The sequence below is a fragment of the Streptomyces tagetis genome (assembly GCF_018069565.1).
Lineage (GTDB): Bacteria > Actinomycetota > Actinomycetes > Streptomycetales > Streptomycetaceae > Streptomyces > Streptomyces tagetis.
Genome location: NZ_JAGPNL010000001.1, coordinates 416676 through 434282 on the forward strand (window position 1 = coordinate 416676; position 17607 = coordinate 434282).

Genomic DNA, 17607 nt, shown 5'->3' on the forward strand with positions numbered 1-17607 from the left:
GACGCTCCTGGTGGGCGGCGGGCGACCGCGTGCCGCGCGGTCGGTCGGGTACGGGGCCGGCCGCGCGCCACGGCGGACGGGGCCGGGCGCCCGCGCCGGGACCGGGCGCCGCCGGGACCGGCTCACACGATTCCCGGGCGCCCGGCCGGGGACAAGCGGCCCATCCACTCAGTGGAAAACCGTGCCGCCCCCGCCCCGTGCCCCACGTCCGCGCGGCGGCCGGGGCTTTCCGGGGAGTGGAAAGCGCGCTTGTCAAAGGCGCCGCTTCCCCGGAGCCTCGGGTCACCGTCCGACGAACGAGTGGAAGCCATGACGAACAACACGCAGATGCCCGTGGTCGTGACCGGGGTCGCCTCCGGCATCGGCGCGGCGACCGGCCGCCTCCTCGACGCGGGGGGCGTGCCCCTCATCGGCATCGACCGGTCGGTGCCCGGCTCCTTCCCCGGCACCTTCGTCCGGGCCGACCTCTCCACCCCGGCCGGCGCCCGCGAGGCCGCGCGGGCGGTACGGGACGCCGCCCCGGACGGGCTCGCCGGGCTCGCCAACATCGCCGGCGTCCCCGGCACCGCGCCCTGGCGGACCGTGCTCGGCGTCAACGTCCTCGGCCTGCGCGAGCTGACCCGCGCCCTCGTCCCGGCCGTCCGGGTGGGCGGCTGCGTCGTCAACCTCTCCTCGGCGGTGGCCGACGGCTGGCGCCAACGCCTGGCGGAGGTACGGGAGTTCTCCCTCTCCGAGGAGCCGGAGGCGGCGCTCGACGCGGTGGCCGGCGAGGCGGAGGTGACCGGGAACGCGTACCGCTTCTCCAAGGAGTGCGTCCGCTACCTCACCGAGCACCTGGCGGCCGAGTACCTGCCCCGCGGGGTGCGGGTCGTCTCGGTCAGCCCGGGTCCGGTGGCCACGCCGATCCTCGACGACTTCAAACGCGACCACGGCGTCGCCAAGGTCGAGGGCGCGGGCGCCCTGCTCGGCCGGTTCGGGGAACCGGAGGACATCGCCCGGGTGGTGGCCTTCCTGCTGGACGACGCCGCGGGGTGGGTCAACGGCACCGACCTGCGCGTCGACGGCGGCCTGACGGCCCACCGCACGGTGGCGGAGGCGGCGGCGGGCTGAGGAGCCCCCGCATACGCGCCCCCGCCGTCCGCTACGTGGCGGGGGTCTCGCCGGGGACGGCGTGCCCACGGGCCGTGTCCTCGTCGCTCCAGGAGGGCCGGAAGCGGAGCAGGCAGAGCAGGGAGAGGGCGGAGACCAGGCCGAGGAGGAGCAGGACGGCCGTACTGCCCGCCACCCGCTGTACCAGGGGGATCAGCAGGGGAGCGATGAGGATCGGGACGCCGCTCATCAGGTTGAACAGGCCCTCGGCCCGGCCGACGACGTCCGACGGCAGGTACTTGACGACGATCATGGCGGTGACGGCGGTCATGGCCGACCGCAGGGTGAAGAAGGCGACCATGCAGACCACGAACGCCGTCGGGGACGGCAGCGCCATGAGGAACAGGGCGGCCGTCATCACGATCGCGGAGAGGGCCAGCACGGTCCGGGGACGGGCGCGGGCCCGCGCGGCGATGTAGACGCTGCCGGCCAGCGCGCCGATGTTGGCGACGGCCTGCGCGGTGCTCACCCCGCTCGCGGGCATGTGCCAGTGGTCGCGCAGGTACCAGACCATGAAGGACAGTACGCCCACGCCGCCGGCGAAGTGCAGCGGCAGCGAGGTGAGCTGCACGTACAGCACCCGTTTCTCGGCCCGGACGATGTGCCAGCCGTCCAGGACGTCGCGGCCCAGCCCCGGCCCCGGAGCGGTCGGAGCCCGCCGAGTCGCGGAAGCCGCCGCGCCCTCCGTATCAGCGCGCCCCTTGCCCGGATTCGGGCAGGGGTCCGCAAAATGTGGACCGGAATCGGGAATAAACGAAACCCCTGAGACAGATGAGAGTAAGTGGGGCCGCACGTACCGCCCCGTCTCGCCCCAAGAGCCCGCAGGAAGGGAGCGCATGACCATCACCGTCCGCGACAACCCCGAGCAGAGCCGCGATGAGATCCGTGACGGGAGGACCCCGGCGGGTCTCCCCGTCCACGGGATCACCGGCCGCAGGACCGAGGCCGTCCGTGCCGCCGTCTGCCCGCAGCCCCCGGCCCCGGCCCGGGTGAGCGGGTGATGGTGGCGACACGGAGGAAAGAGGACCCGGAGCTCCAGACCCGTGCCCGGCGGCACACGGTGGTCGCCCAGCTCTCCGGCCCGGTCCGCTCCTTCCTGAGCACCGAGGCGGGCAGCGTCGGCCTGCTCCTAGCGGCTGTTGTGGTGGCCCTGGTATGGGCGAACTCCCCCTGGTCGGAGGCGTACGCGTCGCTCTGGGCGACCGACGCCTCGTTCTCGGTCGGCGGGGCCACCCTCTCCATGGATCTGGGGCACTGGGTCAGCGACGGCCTGATGGCCATGTTCTTCTTCGTCATCGGCCTGGAAGTCCGCTACGAGGTCTCCGTGGGCGTCCTGACCGACCGTCGGCGCGTCGTGATCCCGGCCCTGGCCGGCCTCGGCGGCATGCTGATCCCGGTGCTGTTCTACCTGGCGATCGCACCCGGAGGCGAGGCCGCCCAGGGCTGGGGCGTGGTCATCGGCACCGACACCGCCTTCATGCTCGGCGCGCTCGCGATCGTGGGACCCCGCTTCGTCACGCAACTCCGCGTCTTCCTGCTGGCCATCACCGTCATCGACGACATCGTGGCCGTCGCCGTGATCGGCTTCGTCTTCTCGGACACGGTCCACCTGCGGGCCCTGCTGGTCGCGCTCGTCCTGTGCGTGGCCCTGGCCGGGCTGACCCGCCTCGGGGTGTGGCGCGCGGCCCCGTACGTGCTGATCGTGCTGGCCCTGTGGCTCGCCACCTTCCAAGCCGGACTCCACGCCTCCATCGCGGGCATGATCGGCGGTCTGCTGATCCCCGCCCAGGCCCCCGCGCGGCAGGCCGTGGAACGGGCCGCCCGGCTCTTCCGCGCCTTCCGCCAGTCGCCCCGGGCGGACGTGGGCCTGACGGCGCGCAGGGGACTCAAGCGCGCCGTCTCCGTCAACGAACGGCTCCAGACCGTCCTCCACCCCTGGACGAGCTACCTCGTCGTCCCGGTCTTCGCCCTGGCCAGTGCCGGCGTCGACCTGCGCGGCGGCGTCCTGGCCAACGCCCTGACCTCCAAGGTCACCTGGGCCGTCATCATCGGCCTCGTCCTCGGCAAGCTCATCGGTATCGGAGCCGGCGCGCTGCTTCCCGCCCGCCTCGGCCTGGGCGCGCTCCCGCGGGGTGTCGGTCCGGGCCACGTACTGGGCGGCGGTGTGCTGTCCGGGATCGGCTTCACCGTCTCCCTGCTGATCGCCCGGCTCGCCTTCGAGGACCCGCTCCTGCGCGCCCAGGCGACCGTCGGTGTCCTGCTGGCGGCCGTGTTCTCCACGGTCCTGGGCTGGGTGACGTTCCGTCTGGCCGCGGTCCTGCGCGGAGAGACCGACGCCGACCTGCCCCGTACCCTCGACCGCCCCGTCGACCCGGCCACGGACCACGTCAGAGGCCCCGCGGACGCGCCCCTGACCCTGGTGGAGTACGGCGACTACGAGTGCCCCTTCTGCGCCCACGCCACCGGTGTCGCCCAGGAACTGCGGCAGCGGTTCGGCGACCGGCTCCGCTACGTCTACCGCCACCTGCCGCTGCCCGACGTGCACCCGTACGCCGAACTCGCCGCCCGCGCGGCGGTCGCCGCCGACGGGCAGGGACGCTTCTGGGAGATGCACGACCGTCTGTTCGCCCACCAAAGCGAGCTGGAGTTCGACGACCTCGTCGGCCACGCCGCCCAGGTGGGCCTCGACATCGAGCTGTTCCTGAGGGACCTCGACTCCGACGAGACGGCCGCCCGGGTACGGGCCGACGCCGCCAGCGCCGAGGCGAGCGGGGCCGGTGGCGCCCCGACCTTCTTCATCGGGGACCGCCGGCACACCGGCCCCTCCGACGCGGTGACCCTCGCCCGGGAGCTGGAGGCGGCCCCCGCCGACGCGAACAGGCGGTAGCCCGCCCCGGCACGGGACCGGCCGCCCTCGGGAAGTCCGAGGGCGGCCGGTCCCTGTCAGCCGTCAGTTCAGTTCGGTTCAGCTCGGCTCAGTGCTGGGTTCGGTTCAGTGCTGGGTTCAGCTCAGTGCGGTGAGGGTGAGGGTGGTGGTGTAGGTGCCGGCTTCGGTGGTGGCGGGGAGGCGGAGGTCGAGTGCGGCGCCGAGGGTTCCGGTGCCCTTGGCGTGGCCGGTGGTGGCGGAGCCGAGGGTGGCGGAGGCGGTCAGGCCGTCACCGTTGTCGATGCCGGGGGCCACGGCGGTGCCGGGCTGGGCGCCTGCGCCGGCGGTGAGGACCTGGGGGGTCCAGCCGAGGTACTTGCCGGAGAGTCCGCCGGTGAAGTCGCCGACCTGGCCGGAGACGGACCAGGCGGGGGCGCCGGCGCGGGTGTCGGTGACCTTGACGGGCTTGAGGTCGCCGGTGGAGTGGAGGTAGGCGCCCTTGTTGACGGCGTCGGTCAGGGTGACCGCGCGGTCGCCGGCGTCGATGGTCCAGGTGAACTCACCGGCCTGCTCGGGCACCGTCGCCGTGATCGTCTGCTCGCCCTCCGCCTGGGCGGACAGCAGCCGCACCGGGGTCCAGGCGTCCAGCGAACGGTCGTCGAAGGTGTCCCGCCAGGTGGTGATGTCGGTCAGGCGCAGGAACGCTCCGATGCCGTAGTCGTGCCGGGGGTCGAGCTTGCCCGCCGGGACGGTCAGGGAGAGGGTGAAGGTCCCGCCGGATGCCTGCATCGGGGCGTGGTAGATCTGGCCGTTGCTGGAGTCCGGTGAGGTCGCCACCCAGTCGCGGGTTCCCGTTCGGCCTGGTTGCCACACCGTGCTGTCGAAGAGGCCGACGTCGAGCGAGTAGGTGAGGGTGGGACTCGCCCAGTCGGGCACCTGGAACCCCGCTCCCAGGACGGTGAGCCGGGTGGTGGTGTCCGGGTCCAGGGGCTTGTCGGGCAGGACCACGAGCTGCGGCTTGCCCGTGGCGGGGAAGACGCGGACGGAGAAGGGCTCGGAGACCGCCCTGGTGCCCTCGGTGTTGACGGCGACGACACGTGCCCTCGCCCCGTCGGTGTCGAGCGGGATCGCGGGGACGGTGAACTGCTGGGCGCCGCCCGTCTGGGCGAACCGGGCGCCGGACCAGGGCTTCCAGGTGGCCCCCCGGTCGTCGCTGCGTTCCAGGACCATCTTGTCGGGGGCGAGCGCGGGGTTGCCGGCGGCCCTGAACTTCACGACGGCACTGGTGCCCTGGATCGCGGCCAGATCACGGGGCGGTTCGGGGAAGGAGGGCGCGGCGTACGGCGCGGTGGTGAGGCGCAGTGCCGTGGAGACCGCCCGGCCGTCGGCGTTGGTCGCCACGATCCGGACGTGGCCGCCGTTCCAGGAGGAGTCGATGGCCGGGATGACGAGGCTCTCGCCGGTCGCCCCGGCGATGGGGGACCAGGGTCCGTTCGCGGAGGCCGCGCGTTCCCACTGGAGCGCGGCCTCCCCGTCGACCTCGGCCGTGACGGTGAGGTCGCGGCCCTCGACGTACGGCGCCGCGGCCGTGGTCGAGGGGTTGGCGAGGATGACGGGCACGTTGCGTACGTCGGGCGCGGAGTCGAAGCGGACCGCGAGGTCGTACGGCGGCTTGTCGCGGTCGGCGCCCCCACCGCTGGTGTGCCAGTAGCTGGACAGCCCCGTCTCGTACTGGAAGTCGACGAACGACTGGGGCCAGGAGCCCCAGTCCGGCTGCGACTTCTTGACCCCGGCGGGTATCGCCGAGGTGGTGGAGCGCACCCCGTCGACGAGCGGGAAGTAGTCGACGCCCGCGTAGTCGGGGGTGATCCGCACCCCGCCGGCCGGGTCGGCGGTGGAGTCCACTCGTACCCGCTCGAAGGTCGCCACGGTGACCCGGCGTTCCGGGATCTCCTCCTGGTCGGCCGGGTTGTCCGGGTCGGCGCCGATGCCGCCGCCGGTGGCGGTGAGGGTTCCGGTGCCGTCCTCGGCGACCGTCAGGGTGGGGTCCTTGAGGTACCAGGTGACCATGCCGGAGTAGGCGTTCGCGGTGAAGGCGCCGGTCCAGTCGACGGTGGCCTCTCCCGTGGTCGCGTCGGCCTTCCCGGTGCCGTGGGTGAACAGCACGCGCTGGTTCAACTGCGAGCCGGTGCCGGGGACGCACTTGGTGGCGTCCGAGACGCCCTGCGCGCTGCCGTCGGGGAACCGGTGGATGATCCGTACGTCGCCCTGCACGGCGCGGAAGTCCTGCTGGGTGCCGGCGGAGAAGAAGTTGCACCCCGAGTTGGCCGGGTTGCCGCCCTGGTAGATGGCGTTGACGCCCCACTCCAGGCTCGCGTGGGCGACCGGTCGGAGGCCGCCCGTGTCCGAGGCGACGCCGAACACGGCCGGCGTGGAGGTGGCCGACGGGCCGTGGCCGTCGTCGACGACGGCCCGGAAGAGGGCACGGTCGTCATCGGCGCCGGGGTGGACGGCGAGGGGCGCGGCGGTCGCTCCGACCGTGACCGCGGCCCCCTCGGCGGCGGCGGGGGCCGATGAAGCGGATTGCGCCGCCGGGGTGTTGACGCTCGTCACCCGTATCGCCCCGGCCGGGGGCGGCAGGGCCGGTGAGGGGGCGGCCACCGCGAACGCCGCGGCGGCGGTGATGAGCCCGACGGCAAGCCGTGCGGGGAGAGGTCTGGAACGCACCATGAAGTCCGCTCGTCGAAGGGGAATGACGCGAGGGAGGGGCTTGGGCTCGCCCCGCCGTCGCGGGGGCGTGCGACGCCGGTCCCGCCCGGTGTGCCGGACGGGGTGACCGGTGCGCGGCACGCCCTCGGGCAGCCCGTTCACCGGGCCACGAGACGCGGTCCCCGGTACGGCGACCTTGGCACCCGACCGGAGGGGCAGCGAGCTTAGGTTAGCCTAGCCTGACTCTTGAATGTTTAGGTTAGGCTCACCTAAGTTGCTCCTCAGGAGTGGAACCAACAGCGGCCTCGGCCGTGGTCGTTGCCCCACCCGGATCACGCACCACCGCGTCCTCGGCATGCCCGCGGGCGATGACGGAGGGGGAATCGACGCCCCCGTCGCCCTGATTGGAGGGAAGCCCTGTGACGGGCCACAGACCGCCCCCGCACCGCGTGCCGCCCGGCGCGGTCGCCCACGGCAGAGCGCCCGGCCGTACCCGGCCGACGCGTCGACGCACCCTGGGCGGACTGCTGTTGGTGGTACCGCTGCTCCTCAGCGGCTGCCAGGCCCCGGCCGGCGCCGCTCACGCCGGGCAGGAGTCCACGAGCCGGGCCGTCCCGTGGAGTCAGGTGACCCCGCTGGCCGACCCCCGCTCCTACCGGGGGCCCACCACGGCCACGGTCCCCGACGCGGACATCACCCCCGTGACCCGGACACCCCGCCCCGAGTTGCCGGCCACGGTGACCGACGCGCAGGGCACCAAGGTGACCGTGCGCAGCGACGACCGCATCCTCGCCCTCGACCTGTACGGCACCCTCGCCGCCACCGTCTACGGCCTCGGCCTCGGCGACCGCCTGGTCGGCCGCGACCAGTCGACGGGAATCCCCGCCGCCGCGAAACTGCCGCTGGTCACCAGCGGAGCGCACCAGTTGAACGCCGAGGCGATCCTCGCCCTGCACCCCAGTGTGCTGATCACCGACACCACGCTCGGGCCGTGGGACGCCGTGCTCCAGATCCGCGACTCCGGCGTTCCGGTGGTGGTCGTCGACTCCCGGCGTTCGCTGGAGACCGTGGGCACCCTGGTCGACGAGGTGGCGGCGGCGCTCGGCGTGCGGGCGGAGGGCGAACTGCTCCGGAAGCGGCTGGACAAGGAACTCGCCGCGGAGCAGGCCCAGATAGACAGAATCGTTCCTTCCGATGCCGCGCGCCGACCCCGCGTCCTCTTCCTCTACGCCCGCGGACAGGCCGGCGTCTACTACATCTTCGGCAAGGGCTCCGGCACCGACTCCCTCATCGCCTCCCTGCGCGCGGTCGACGTGGCCGGCGAGGCCGGCCTCTCCGGGTTCACCCCGCTCAACGCCGAGGCCATGGCCAAGGCCAGACCCGATGTGATCCTCATGATGAGCGAGGGGCTCCGCTCGGTCGGCGGCGTGGACGGGGCGCTCCAACTGCCCGGCGTCGCCCAGACACCGGCCGGGAAGCACCGCCGGATCGTGGACATGAGCGACTACCAGGTGCTGTCCTTCGGACCGCTGACCCCGCGGGTGCTGGACGCCCTGGCCCGCTCCCTGTACGCGCCGGAGTCGGTCGCCGCCGCGCCCTCCCCGGGAGCCGCGCCGTGAGCACGCTGCACACCCGCACCCCCGCCGACGGCGGCTCCGCGGCCCCGCAGGACGGCGCGGACGGACCGGAGCGCGCCGCCTCCCCGGCGCCGACCGCCCGCCTCGCCGTGTTCACCGCGCTCGTCGTCGCGCTGGTCCTCGTCACCCTCTGCTCGGCCGCACTGGGCCAGTACGGGATCGGACTCGCCGACGTGACCGCCTCGGTACTGCACCGGCTGTCCGGTCCGCTCGGGTGGGGACACCCGGTGCCCGACCCCTTCGCCGAATCGGCCCTGTGGCAGATCCGTATGCCCCGGGTCGTCATGTCGCTCGTCGTCGGTGCCGTCCTGGCGACGGCCGGGGCGCTGATGCAGGGCGTCTTCGGCAACCCGCTGGCCGAACCCGGTGTCGTCGGGGTGTCCGCGGGCGCCGCGCTGGGCGCGGCCGTGGCGATCGTCCTGGGCATCGACGCCCTGGGCCAGTTCACCGTCCCGGCGGCGGCCTTCCTGGCCGGCCTCACCTCCGTGCTGCTGGTGTACGCGCTGTCCCGGGCGGGCGGCCGTACCGAGGTCGTCACACTGGTGCTCACCGGCATCGCGATCAACGCCGTGGCCGGCGCGGGACTGGCGTTCTGCATGTTCGCCGGCAGCCAGACCGCCCGCGACCAGATCGTCTTCTGGCAGTTGGGCAGCCTCAACGGCAGCCGCTGGGCGTACGTCGGCAGCGTCGCGCCGTTCGCCGTCGTCGGCCTCGTCGGCGCCTGCCTGCTGGCGCGACGGCTGGACCTGCTGGCACTGGGCGACCGCGCGGCACGGCACCTGGGCGTCAACGTCGAACGGCTCCGGGTGACCGCGATCGTGCTCATCGCCGTCATGGTCGCCGGGGCCGTCGCCTTCAGCGGCATCATCGGATTCATCGGCCTGGTCGTCCCCCACCTCGTGCGGATGGCACTCGGCCCGGGGCACCGGGTGCTGGTGCCGGCGAGCATTCTCGGCGGAGCCGTCCTGCTGGCCGGCGCCGACATCGTCGCCAGGACCGTCATCCCGTACGCCGACCTGCCGATCGGCATGCTCACCGCCATGGTGGGCGGTCCGTTCTTCTTCTGGCTGCTGCGCACCACCCGCGCGCGGGCGGGAGGCTGGATATGAACGCGCGGGCGGTACTGGCGAGACTCACGGGACGCCGAGGACCCCTCCCCGGGCCCCCGCGGCCGGGAACGGTGGAGCTGTCCGCCCGGGGACTGGGCCTGCGGACCGGCGGCGCCTGGCTCTTGCGGGACGTGGACCTCGACCTCGCCGCGGGCTCCCTGCTCGCGGTGGTGGGACCCAACGGCGCGGGCAAGTCCACCCTGCTGTCCCTGCTGGCCGGCGACCGGTCGCCCACCACCGGGACGGTCCGCCTCGGCGGGCTGCCCGTCGCCACGGCCACCGCCGGCGAACTCGCCTGGCGCCGCGCGGTGCTGCCCCAACGCGGCCTCCTCTCCTTCCCGTTCACCGTGGCCGAGGTCGTCGCCATGGGCCGGGCGCCCTGGGCGGGCACCGAGGCCGAGGACGACGACGAGAAGGTCGTCGCCGAGGCGCTGGCCACCACCGGCATGACCGGGTTCGCCCGCCGCCGCTACCCCACGCTGTCCGGCGGGGAACAGGCCCGCGCGTCCTTCGCCCGGTCCTCGCCCAGAGCACCCCGGTGCTGCTCCTCGACGAACCGACGGCCGCTCTCGACCTGCGCCACCAGGAGGAGCTGATGCGGACGGCACGGGACCGTGCCGACAGGGGACACGCGGTGCTGGCCGTCCTGCACGACCTGCAGTTGGCCGCCGCCTACGCCGACGAGATCGCGGTGCTGCACGCCGGACGGCTGGTGGAACGGGGCCGGCCCGAGTCGGTGCTCACCGAGCCACTGCTCGAAGAGGTCTACCAGCTTCCCATCGAGGTGCTCCGGCACCCCGTCACCGGCTCGGTGCTGGTCGGACCCCGACGGAACAGCAAAGGAACACCCACACCATGACCAGTTCCCTCCCTCTTGTCCCACCACCGTCCCCACGACCGAGAACCCTGCTGCGCCGGGTCGGGGCCGCGGCCCTCACCTCCCTGGGCGTACTGGCCGCCGTCCTGGTGCCGGCACCGCCCGCCTGGGCCGCGGCCCGGGTCACGACGCAGGAGACGACGGCCGATCCGGAGTACGCCACCACGCTCCACCTGCGGGGCACCGGCTTCCAGTCCGTCAAGAACGGCTTCGGCGGCGTCTACGTCCTCTTCGGCACCGTCAGCGGCACGTGGCGGCCCAGCCAGGGCGGCACCAGCGGTGTCGACTACGTCTACGTCCAGGACTCCGAGACCAAGGACAACCACGGCTACCAGCGCTTCGTGGCCTTCCCCGGCGACCCGACCGCCTACGCGGCCAACGGAGGCACCCTCGCGGCGGACGGGACCTGGGCGGCGACGCTCGTCGTGCCCGGGGCCGTCTTCCCCGCCAAGGGCCGTGACGGAGGCATCCGCCAGATCGACTGCCGCACCGTGCAGTGCGGAGTGATCACCATCGGCGCGCACGGTGTGGCGAGCCCCGGTAACGAGACCTTCACCCCGATCGACTTCGCCACCCCCAAGCGGCCGGCACCCGCGAAGAAGGAGGCGAGCCCGGACCCGTCCCCGACGAAGAACGCGGCATCGGCCACCGAGACGCCCGACGCGAGCCCGTCCGCGACGCCCGCGCAGGAGACCACCGGCTCACCGGCGGCCACAGCCGCCACCGACGCCGCCGCCACCGACACCACCGACGCCCAGGCGTCGTCCGCGCCGGCGGACACGGTGGTCGGCGCCACCTCCGTCACCGGAGTCGGCCGCCTGGCCGCCGCCGTCGGCGGCGCGCTGGTCGTCGTCACCCTGACCATCCTCTGGCTGCTGCGCCGACGCCGGCGCCGCACAACGTCCGTGAAGGCGGGAGAGCAGTGAGTACCAGTACCGGAAGAAGCGCTCGCGGCGGCATACGTACTGCCCCCGTACGCCGCGGCCTCGCGTCGGGTTTCGCGTCCGGCCTTGTCGGCCTGGTGGTCGGTGCGGTGTCGGTGGCGGGTGTGGTGGTCGGGGGTGCCGGGTCGGCGTCCGCGGCCGAGGTGACGGTGTCGGACGCGTCGTTCGCGTGGGGGCTCAGTGGTGAGCAGGGGGGTGGTGCTTTCTTCGGGGGGTGCAACTTCCTGTCGGCGGGCAAGGCCGGTGATTCGGGTTCGAGCCGGCTGTGGTCCGAGGGGGACGGGTTCTATTCGACGGCGTCGGGTGATGTCACGGTGGAGAAGCCGGACAGCGCGGGTGTGTTCTCGCAGCCGACGTGGGCGACGAAGTGCCAGGACTCCAAGGGCGCTGCGGTGTCCGCGGGTTCGACGAGTTCGCTGACGGGGAACCGGGTGGTCTTCCGTGCCGGTTCCGGGACGGTGGACACGGCGGCGAAGACGGCGACGATCCGTTGGAAGGGGTCGTTCACGTCGGTGTTCTATGGGGGGCTGACGTATTGGTCGGCGACGGACCCGACGTTGACGGTGAAGGCGGACGGGACGGGGACGCTGACGGCGACGGCGTCCGGTTATGGCGCGGACATGAATGATCCGGGCAAGTGGGTCCCGCTGCCGGAGACGACGGTGACGCTGGCGAATCTGAGTGGCGTGGAGGTGGGGGCTTCGGGCTTCACGGTCACTCCGGATTATCTCGGGGTCTCGGTGAGTGTTCCGGCCGGTGCGACGGGGCAGCCTGCCAAGTCGGAGGGGAACAAGGGGTATTGGGGTTCGTTCCCGCAGAGTTTCGTGGACTTCCAGCAGTTGACGGGGCAGTCCTCGTACTGGTTCACCTCGGGCGGTGCGCGTGACGCGGCCAAGCCCGCCACCCCCCTGACCGTCGCCTACACCGCGGCGGGAGCCACACCCGAGCCGACCTCCGGCGAACCGGGCACCTCGCCCACCCCCACGCCGCCCGGGACCACCTCGTCCCCGGACGCCCCCGACCCCACCCCGTCGGCGGACCGGCCGACGCCCACCGACGGCACACCGACCACCGCGCCGACCAGCGCGTCCTGCGAACTCACCGATGGGATCAAGGGCGGCAGCCTGACCTGGGGCTTCAAGAAGAGCTTCCGCTCCTACGTCGGCACGCCGGCGGGCAACAGCATCACCGCCGGCGACGGCCTGAAGATCCTCGCCCAGGACCAGGCCGTCGCGGGGAAGGCCGGTACGGGCACCTACCAGTGGCCCTTCGCGTCCAGTTCCGCGTACAACTCCGCCGACGACTTCACCGTCCGGTACGCGGGCAGCATCACGTACGACTATCCGGCCCACTACTTCAAGATCGTGATCGCCAAGCCGCGGCTGACCGTCCAAGGCAAGACCGGCACCCTGTACGCGGACGTGAGCCTGACCGTCAGCTCTCCGGGCGCCACGCCGACGACCAACGCCCGTAACGATGTCGCCCTGGCCTCCCTGGACCTCTCCGGCAGCACCCCGGTGACCGGTTCCGCCGGGATCACCCGCACGATGCGGACCGCCATCCAGGACACCGAGGCGTTCACCTTCGACGGAAACAGCTTCTACCAGAAGGGCCAGGAGCTGGACGACGCCACCGTGCTTCTGTCCGGCTGCGCCGGAACGGGGCCCGCCACCGGCACGGACGGACCCGGGGCGGGCACGGGAGCGGGCGGTTCCGCCGGCGGGCAGGGCACCGGCGGCGCCGGTGACGACTCCGCCCTCATCCCCGACCTGAAGGTCCGGCCCGACGAGGTGGGCCAACTGGCCCGCACCGGCGCCGACGACCGCACCACCGCGGCAGCCGCCCTCGGCGCCGTCGGCTGTGTGACCGCCGGCCTCGCCATGGTCGTCCTCACGCGGCGACACAGGAACAGCCCAGCCGTACGCCGCTGAGCCCACGAGCCGCAAGGGGCCGGGCCTGCCTGCCCGGCCCCTTGCCCAGCGGGACACACCAGGTGTCCCGACCGATTCTCTACAGGAGAGAAGAAACAAATGTATCGAATGACTACGCACAGAACCGGCGCACAGAGCACCGGCTCCCGCGTGGCACGCGTCGGCGGTCGTGGCCTTGTCGGCCTGGTGGTCGGTGCGGTGTCGGTGGCCGGTGTGGTGGTCGGGGGTGCCGGGTCGGCGTCCGCGGCCGAGGTGACGGTGTCGGACGCGTCGTTCGCGTGGGGGCTCAGTGGTGAGCAGGGGGGTGGCGCTTTCTTTGGGGGGTGCAACTTCCTGTCGGCGGGCAAGGCCGGTGACTCGGGTTCGAGCCGGCTGTGGTCCGAGGGGGACGGGTTCTATTCGACGGCGTCGGGTGATGTCACGGTGGAGAAGCCGGACAGCGCGGGCGTGTTCTCGCAGCCGACGTGGGCGACGAAGTGCCAGGACTCCAAGGGTGCTGCGGTGTCGGCGGGTTCGACGAGTTCGCTGACGGGGAACCGGGTGGTCTTCCGTGCCGGTTCGGGGACGGTGGACACGGCGGCGAAGACGGCGACGATCCGTTGGAAGGGGTCGTTCACGTCGGTGTTCTATGGGGGGCTGACGTATTGGTCGGCGACCGATCCGACGTTGACGGTGAAGGCGGACGGGACGGGGACGCTGACGGCGACGGCGTCGGGTTATGGCGCGGACATGAATGATCCGGGCAAGTGGGCTCCGCTGCCGGAGACGACGGTGACGCTGGCGAATCTGAGTGGCGTGGAGGTGGGGGCTTCGGGCTTCACGGTCACGCCGGATTATCTCGGGGTCTCGGTGAGTGTTCCGGCCGGGGCGACGGGGCAGCCTGCCAAGTCGGAGGGGAACAAGGGGTATTGGGGTTCATTCCCGCAGAGTTTCGTGGACTTCCAGCAGTTGACGGGGCAGTCCTCGTACTGGTTCACCTCGGGCGGTGCGCGTGACGCGGCCAAGCCCGCCAGCCCCCTGACCGTCGCCTACACCGCGGCGGGCACGGACTCGGGCCCCGCCGAGGGCGAGCAGACGATCACGGCGACGGTGCCGGAGCAGGCCGGTGAGTTCACCTGGACCATCGACGCCAGTGACCGCGCGGTCACCCTGACCGACGCCGTCAACAAGGGCGCCTACCTCCACTCCACCGGCGACCTCAAGCCCGTCAAGGTCACCGACACCCGCGCCGGCGCCCCCGCCTGGTCCGTCTCCGGCCAGGTCGGCGACTTCACCGGCGGACTCTCCGGCAAGTACCTCGGCTGGACCCCCCAGGTCCTCACCGCCGGCGCAGGCGCCCAGCCCGGCACCGCCGTGGCCTCCGGCATCGACAACGGTGACGGCCTGACCGCCTCCGCCACCCTCGGCTCCGCCACCACCGGCCACGCCAAGGGCACCGGCACCCTCGGCGCCGCACTCGACCTCCGCCTCCCCGCCACCACCGAAGCCGGCACCTACACCACCACCCTCACCCTCACCGCACTGAGCTGAACCCAGCACTGAGCTGAACCCAGCGCTGAGCCGAACCGAGCCGAACTGACGGCTGACCCAGCACCCCGGCACGACCCCCGCCCCCAAGGGGGCGTGCCGGGCCCACGGCACATCGCGTGCACCGGTCCGTCCCCGCGCGGGGACGGACCGGCCCGCGAGCACAGAGAGAGCCCCATGACCAGGAGACCCGCCAGAGCGGTGGCACCGCGCCGCCTCCTCACAGTCCTGCTGACAGCCCTGATGAGCGTGGTGTGGATGCCGGCGGCCGTCATGGCCGCCCCCGCGACGACGACCTCCCCGCCACCGGCCGAGAAGAACCAGATCACCTGGGGCGCCGCGCCGGCCGACACCCCCGTCGGCAAGGGGCGCAGCCGGTTCACGTACGACCTCGCTCCCGGCTCCCGCGTCACCGACGCCATCGCCGTGGTGAACCGCAGCGACACCACCATCAGGCTGCGGGTCTACGCCAGCGACGCCTTCACCACCCCGAGCGGTGGCATCGACCTCCTCTCCGGTGACAGGAAGCCGAGCGACGTCGGTTCCTGGATCAGGATGAAGTCCACGACGCTCACCCTGAAGAGCCAGCAGACGGAGGTCGTGCCCTTCACCCTCACCGTCCCCGCCGACGCCACGCCGGGTGACCACTCCGGCGGGGTGGTCACCTCACTGATCACCGAGGCCCAGGGGACGACCGTCCGGCTCGACCGTCGGCTCGGCTCCCGCGTCCATCTGCGCGTCACCGGCCCGCTCAGCCCCTCGCTCAAGGTGAGCGACCTGCACGCCTCCTACGACGGCACCCTCAACCCGGCCGGCAGCGGCAGCCTGCGCCTCACCTACACCGTCACCAACACCGGCAACGTCCGGCTGAAGGCCCGCCAACTGATCCGGACCAAGGGGCTCTTCGGGCTGATCGGCCAGGACGCCCGCATCGCCGACCTGCCGGAGATCCTGCCCGGCAACTCACTGACCCGTACCGTCACCGTCACCGGCGTGTGGCCCACCGTCCGGCTCGACGCCGACGTGATCCTCACCCCGGCGGCCCCGGACGACCAGCCCGTCCCCCGGGCCGGACAGGCGTCCGCGGGGCGGTCGCTCTGGGCCTGGCCCTGGGGGCAACTGATCACACTCGCGGTCCTCGCCGCCGCGGCCGGTGCCTACGCACTGCTGCGCAGGCGCCGCAGGCGCAAGGTCGAACAGGCCGTCAACGCCGCCGTCGCCGAGGCCCTCGCCACCGCGAAGAGCGACTCGGACACGGCACCGTGACCGGCGCGGGCCCGGCGGCGCGGGCGCGGTCGCGGGCTGCCGGAGTCATGCCTTACCCCTCTGGAGGGCCCATGAGTGCAGCCACCCGGCGCCTGGAACCGATCCCGGCGGAACGTGCCCGCTCCCTGCTCGAGACGGCCCGCTCCCTGACCATCGTCACGGAATCCCGTCGCGTCGAGCGGGTGGGACTGCGTGCCGTGGACCCCAGCGGGCGGCTGGCGCTCGCCGACCCCGTCGACGACCGTCTGCGCGTCGAAGTGGCGCGTGCGCGAGAGGGCGAACTCGTCGGCGTCGCCGAGGTCACCGATGTCGCCCCCACACCCGTGAGGGACCGGGTCCGCGCGCGGCTTACGCTGGGCGGCCACCTCACCGCGGCCGACGGCAGGCAGGGTGGAGCGCTCTGCTTCGTCCCCGAGCGGGCCGCCCTCCGTGAGGCGGGCCGGACCGTCCCCCTCGGCGTCGACCAACTCGCCCTGGCCAGGCCCGACCCGCTGGCCTCGTACGAGGCGGATCTGCTCGCCAACCTCGACGCCGCCCGGACCGGCATCGCCGCCCGGCTGGCGCGGCTGCTGCCGTCGCGGCATCTGGTCGGGGTCGTCCGCGTCCGCCCGGTACGCATCGACCGCTACGGGCTGGTGCTGCGTCTGGAGCGCACGCGGACCGATCACGACGCCCGCCTGGGCTTCCCCTCTCCCGTGAGCCACCCCGGAAAGGCGGTCCGTGAGATCCGCTCCCTGCTGGCGCGGGCGGCCACCTCCACCCGCGGCCCTGTGTGTCCCTGCCCGGCGGGCGAGTGATGCGGGGTCACCCCCCGACTGATACCTTAGGTTAGGCTAACCTTACTTACTGGCCTGGAGGCCGCATGCGCCGTTCCCGTACCCAGGTGCCGACAGCAGCCGAGCGCGTGCACTCCATCCTCGCCGCCGCCCATTCGATGACCGTGGTGAGCGGCGGGCGGAGTGCGGAAGTGCACCGGCTCGGCGGCGCCGCGGCCATGAGCCGTTTCCATCTGCACGCTCCGTGCGAAGAGGCCGTCACGCAGCCGTCCGGCATCCCCGTCCGGCTGGACCTCACCGACGTCGCCCCCACGCCGGTACGCGACCGGCTGCGGGCCCGGGTCACTTTGACCGGAGTGCTCGCCGACCCGTACGACCCCGGGGCCGCGGACCACACGTGCATGCAGTTCGGGCAGAGCGTGCTGGAGGACGCCACCGGGCGCACGCTCGTCACCTTCGAGGAACTGGAAGCGACCGAACTCGACCCCCTGGCCCTCAGCGAAGCCGCCCTGCTGAACCACCTCGTCGACGACCACGGCGAACTCGTCCCCCTGCTCCTGCGCCTCGTCCGTCCGCTGCCGGAAACCGGCGTACTGCGAGCACTCCCCGTCGCCATCGACCGGTACGGCCTCACCCTGCGTCTCGAATACCGGCACGGCCACCGTGACGCCCGGCTGCCGTTCAAGACACCGGTGACCCACCCTGAACACACCGGTCAGCAGGTGCAGGCGCTCCTCGCCGCGGCCCGCCGCCTCTCCCGCACGGGCCGCCCGCTCTGACCTTCGGTGGTCCGGCCACGGGGGCCCGTCGGGATCG

At 72.9% G+C, this 17607-nt stretch carries 15 protein-coding genes and 1 pseudogene; 12 read left to right on the plus strand and 4 right to left on the minus strand.

What is annotated here, in order from left to right:
* The first annotated feature begins 309 nt into the window (after positions 1-309).
* On the plus strand, positions 310-1110 hold the full coding sequence (locus J5Y05_RS01855) for an SDR family oxidoreductase (RefSeq protein ID WP_210867952.1): 801 nt from the start codon (positions 310-312) through the stop codon (positions 1108-1110).
* 31 nt (positions 1111-1141) lie between these two features.
* Here the strand turns inward: J5Y05_RS01855 and J5Y05_RS32125 are convergent, their stop codons facing one another.
* Entirely contained in the window at positions 1142-1720 is a 579-nt protein-coding gene (locus tag J5Y05_RS32125; protein ID WP_210867953.1) for an MFS transporter, read from the minus strand.
* Positions 1721-1985: 265 nt separating this feature from the next.
* On the opposite strand from J5Y05_RS32125, the gene J5Y05_RS01865 reads away from it, so the two are divergent.
* On the plus strand, positions 1986-2150 hold the full coding sequence (locus tag J5Y05_RS01865; RefSeq protein WP_210867954.1) for a hypothetical protein: 165 nt from the start codon (positions 1986-1988) through the stop codon (positions 2148-2150).
* Entirely contained in the window at positions 2150-4036 is a 1887-nt protein-coding gene (gene nhaA / locus J5Y05_RS01870) for a Na+/H+ antiporter NhaA (protein ID WP_210867955.1), read from the plus strand. The genes J5Y05_RS01865 and nhaA overlap by 1 nt, the downstream gene beginning before the upstream one ends.
* Positions 4037-4153: 117 nt before the next feature.
* Here nhaA and J5Y05_RS01875 read toward each other — a convergent pair whose 3' ends face one another.
* Entirely contained in the window at positions 4154-6742 is a 2589-nt protein-coding gene (locus J5Y05_RS01875) for a hypothetical protein (RefSeq protein ID WP_210867956.1), read from the minus strand.
* Positions 6743-7143: 401 nt separating this feature from the next.
* On the opposite strand from J5Y05_RS01875, the gene J5Y05_RS01880 reads away from it, so the two are divergent.
* The 4 genes and pseudogenes from J5Y05_RS01880 to J5Y05_RS01895 all read left to right on the plus strand — a co-directional run bounded on the left by J5Y05_RS01880 (position 7144) and on the right by J5Y05_RS01895 (position 11273).
* A complete protein-coding gene (locus J5Y05_RS01880) occupies positions 7144-8343 on the plus strand; it encodes a heme/hemin ABC transporter substrate-binding protein (RefSeq protein WP_210867957.1) in 1200 nt (399 codons plus the stop codon).
* Positions 8344-8348: 5 nt separating this feature from the next.
* Positions 8349-9470, plus strand: a complete 1122-nt coding sequence (locus J5Y05_RS01885) for a FecCD family ABC transporter permease (protein WP_210869624.1) — start codon at positions 8349-8351, stop codon at positions 9468-9470.
* Positions 9467-10329: pseudogene (locus J5Y05_RS32550) on the plus strand (heme ABC transporter ATP-binding protein). Before J5Y05_RS01885 ends, J5Y05_RS32550 begins: the two are co-directional and overlap by 4 nt.
* Positions 10326-11273 carry a hypothetical protein gene (locus J5Y05_RS01895; RefSeq protein WP_210867958.1) on the plus strand — a complete coding sequence of 316 codons (948 nt, stop codon included), beginning with the start codon at positions 10326-10328 and terminating at the stop codon, positions 11271-11273. Before J5Y05_RS32550 ends, J5Y05_RS01895 begins: the two are co-directional and overlap by 4 nt.
* Positions 11274-11577: 304 nt before the next feature.
* On the opposite strand, the gene J5Y05_RS31495 is transcribed toward J5Y05_RS01895, so the two are convergent.
* A complete protein-coding gene (locus J5Y05_RS31495) occupies positions 11578-11799 on the minus strand; it encodes a hypothetical protein (protein WP_247613995.1) in 222 nt (73 codons plus the stop codon).
* 112 nt (positions 11800-11911) lie between these two features.
* Here J5Y05_RS31495 and J5Y05_RS01900 point away from each other — a divergent pair, with 112 nt between their 5' ends.
* Positions 11912-13222 carry an HtaA domain-containing protein gene (locus J5Y05_RS01900; RefSeq protein ID WP_247613996.1) on the plus strand — a complete coding sequence of 437 codons (1311 nt, stop codon included), beginning with the start codon at positions 11912-11914 and terminating at the stop codon, positions 13220-13222.
* A 395-nt stretch (positions 13223-13617) separates the two neighbouring features.
* Here the strand turns inward: J5Y05_RS01900 and J5Y05_RS32385 are convergent, their stop codons facing one another.
* Positions 13618-13839: a hypothetical protein gene (locus J5Y05_RS32385; protein WP_247613995.1), complete on the minus strand. Its 222-nt coding sequence runs from the start codon at positions 13837-13839 to the stop codon at positions 13618-13620.
* A gap of 112 nt (positions 13840-13951) precedes the next feature.
* Between J5Y05_RS32385 and J5Y05_RS32390 the strand changes: the two genes are divergently transcribed.
* From J5Y05_RS32390 to J5Y05_RS01920, 4 genes are all read left to right on the plus strand, one after another.
* Positions 13952-14752 carry a hypothetical protein gene (locus tag J5Y05_RS32390; protein WP_247614410.1) on the plus strand — a complete coding sequence of 267 codons (801 nt, stop codon included), beginning with the start codon at positions 13952-13954 and terminating at the stop codon, positions 14750-14752.
* 174 nt (positions 14753-14926) lie between these two features.
* Positions 14927-16015 carry a WxL protein peptidoglycan domain-containing protein gene (locus J5Y05_RS01910; RefSeq protein ID WP_210867961.1) on the plus strand — a complete coding sequence of 363 codons (1089 nt, stop codon included), beginning with the start codon at positions 14927-14929 and terminating at the stop codon, positions 16013-16015.
* A 71-nt stretch (positions 16016-16086) separates the two neighbouring features.
* Positions 16087-16812: a DUF2470 domain-containing protein gene (locus J5Y05_RS01915; protein ID WP_210867962.1), complete on the plus strand. Its 726-nt coding sequence runs from the start codon at positions 16087-16089 to the stop codon at positions 16810-16812.
* 65 nt (positions 16813-16877) lie between these two features.
* Positions 16878-17570, plus strand: a complete 693-nt coding sequence (locus J5Y05_RS01920) for a DUF2470 domain-containing protein (RefSeq protein ID WP_210867963.1) — start codon at positions 16878-16880, stop codon at positions 17568-17570.
* Positions 17571-17607: the final 37 nt, after the last annotated feature.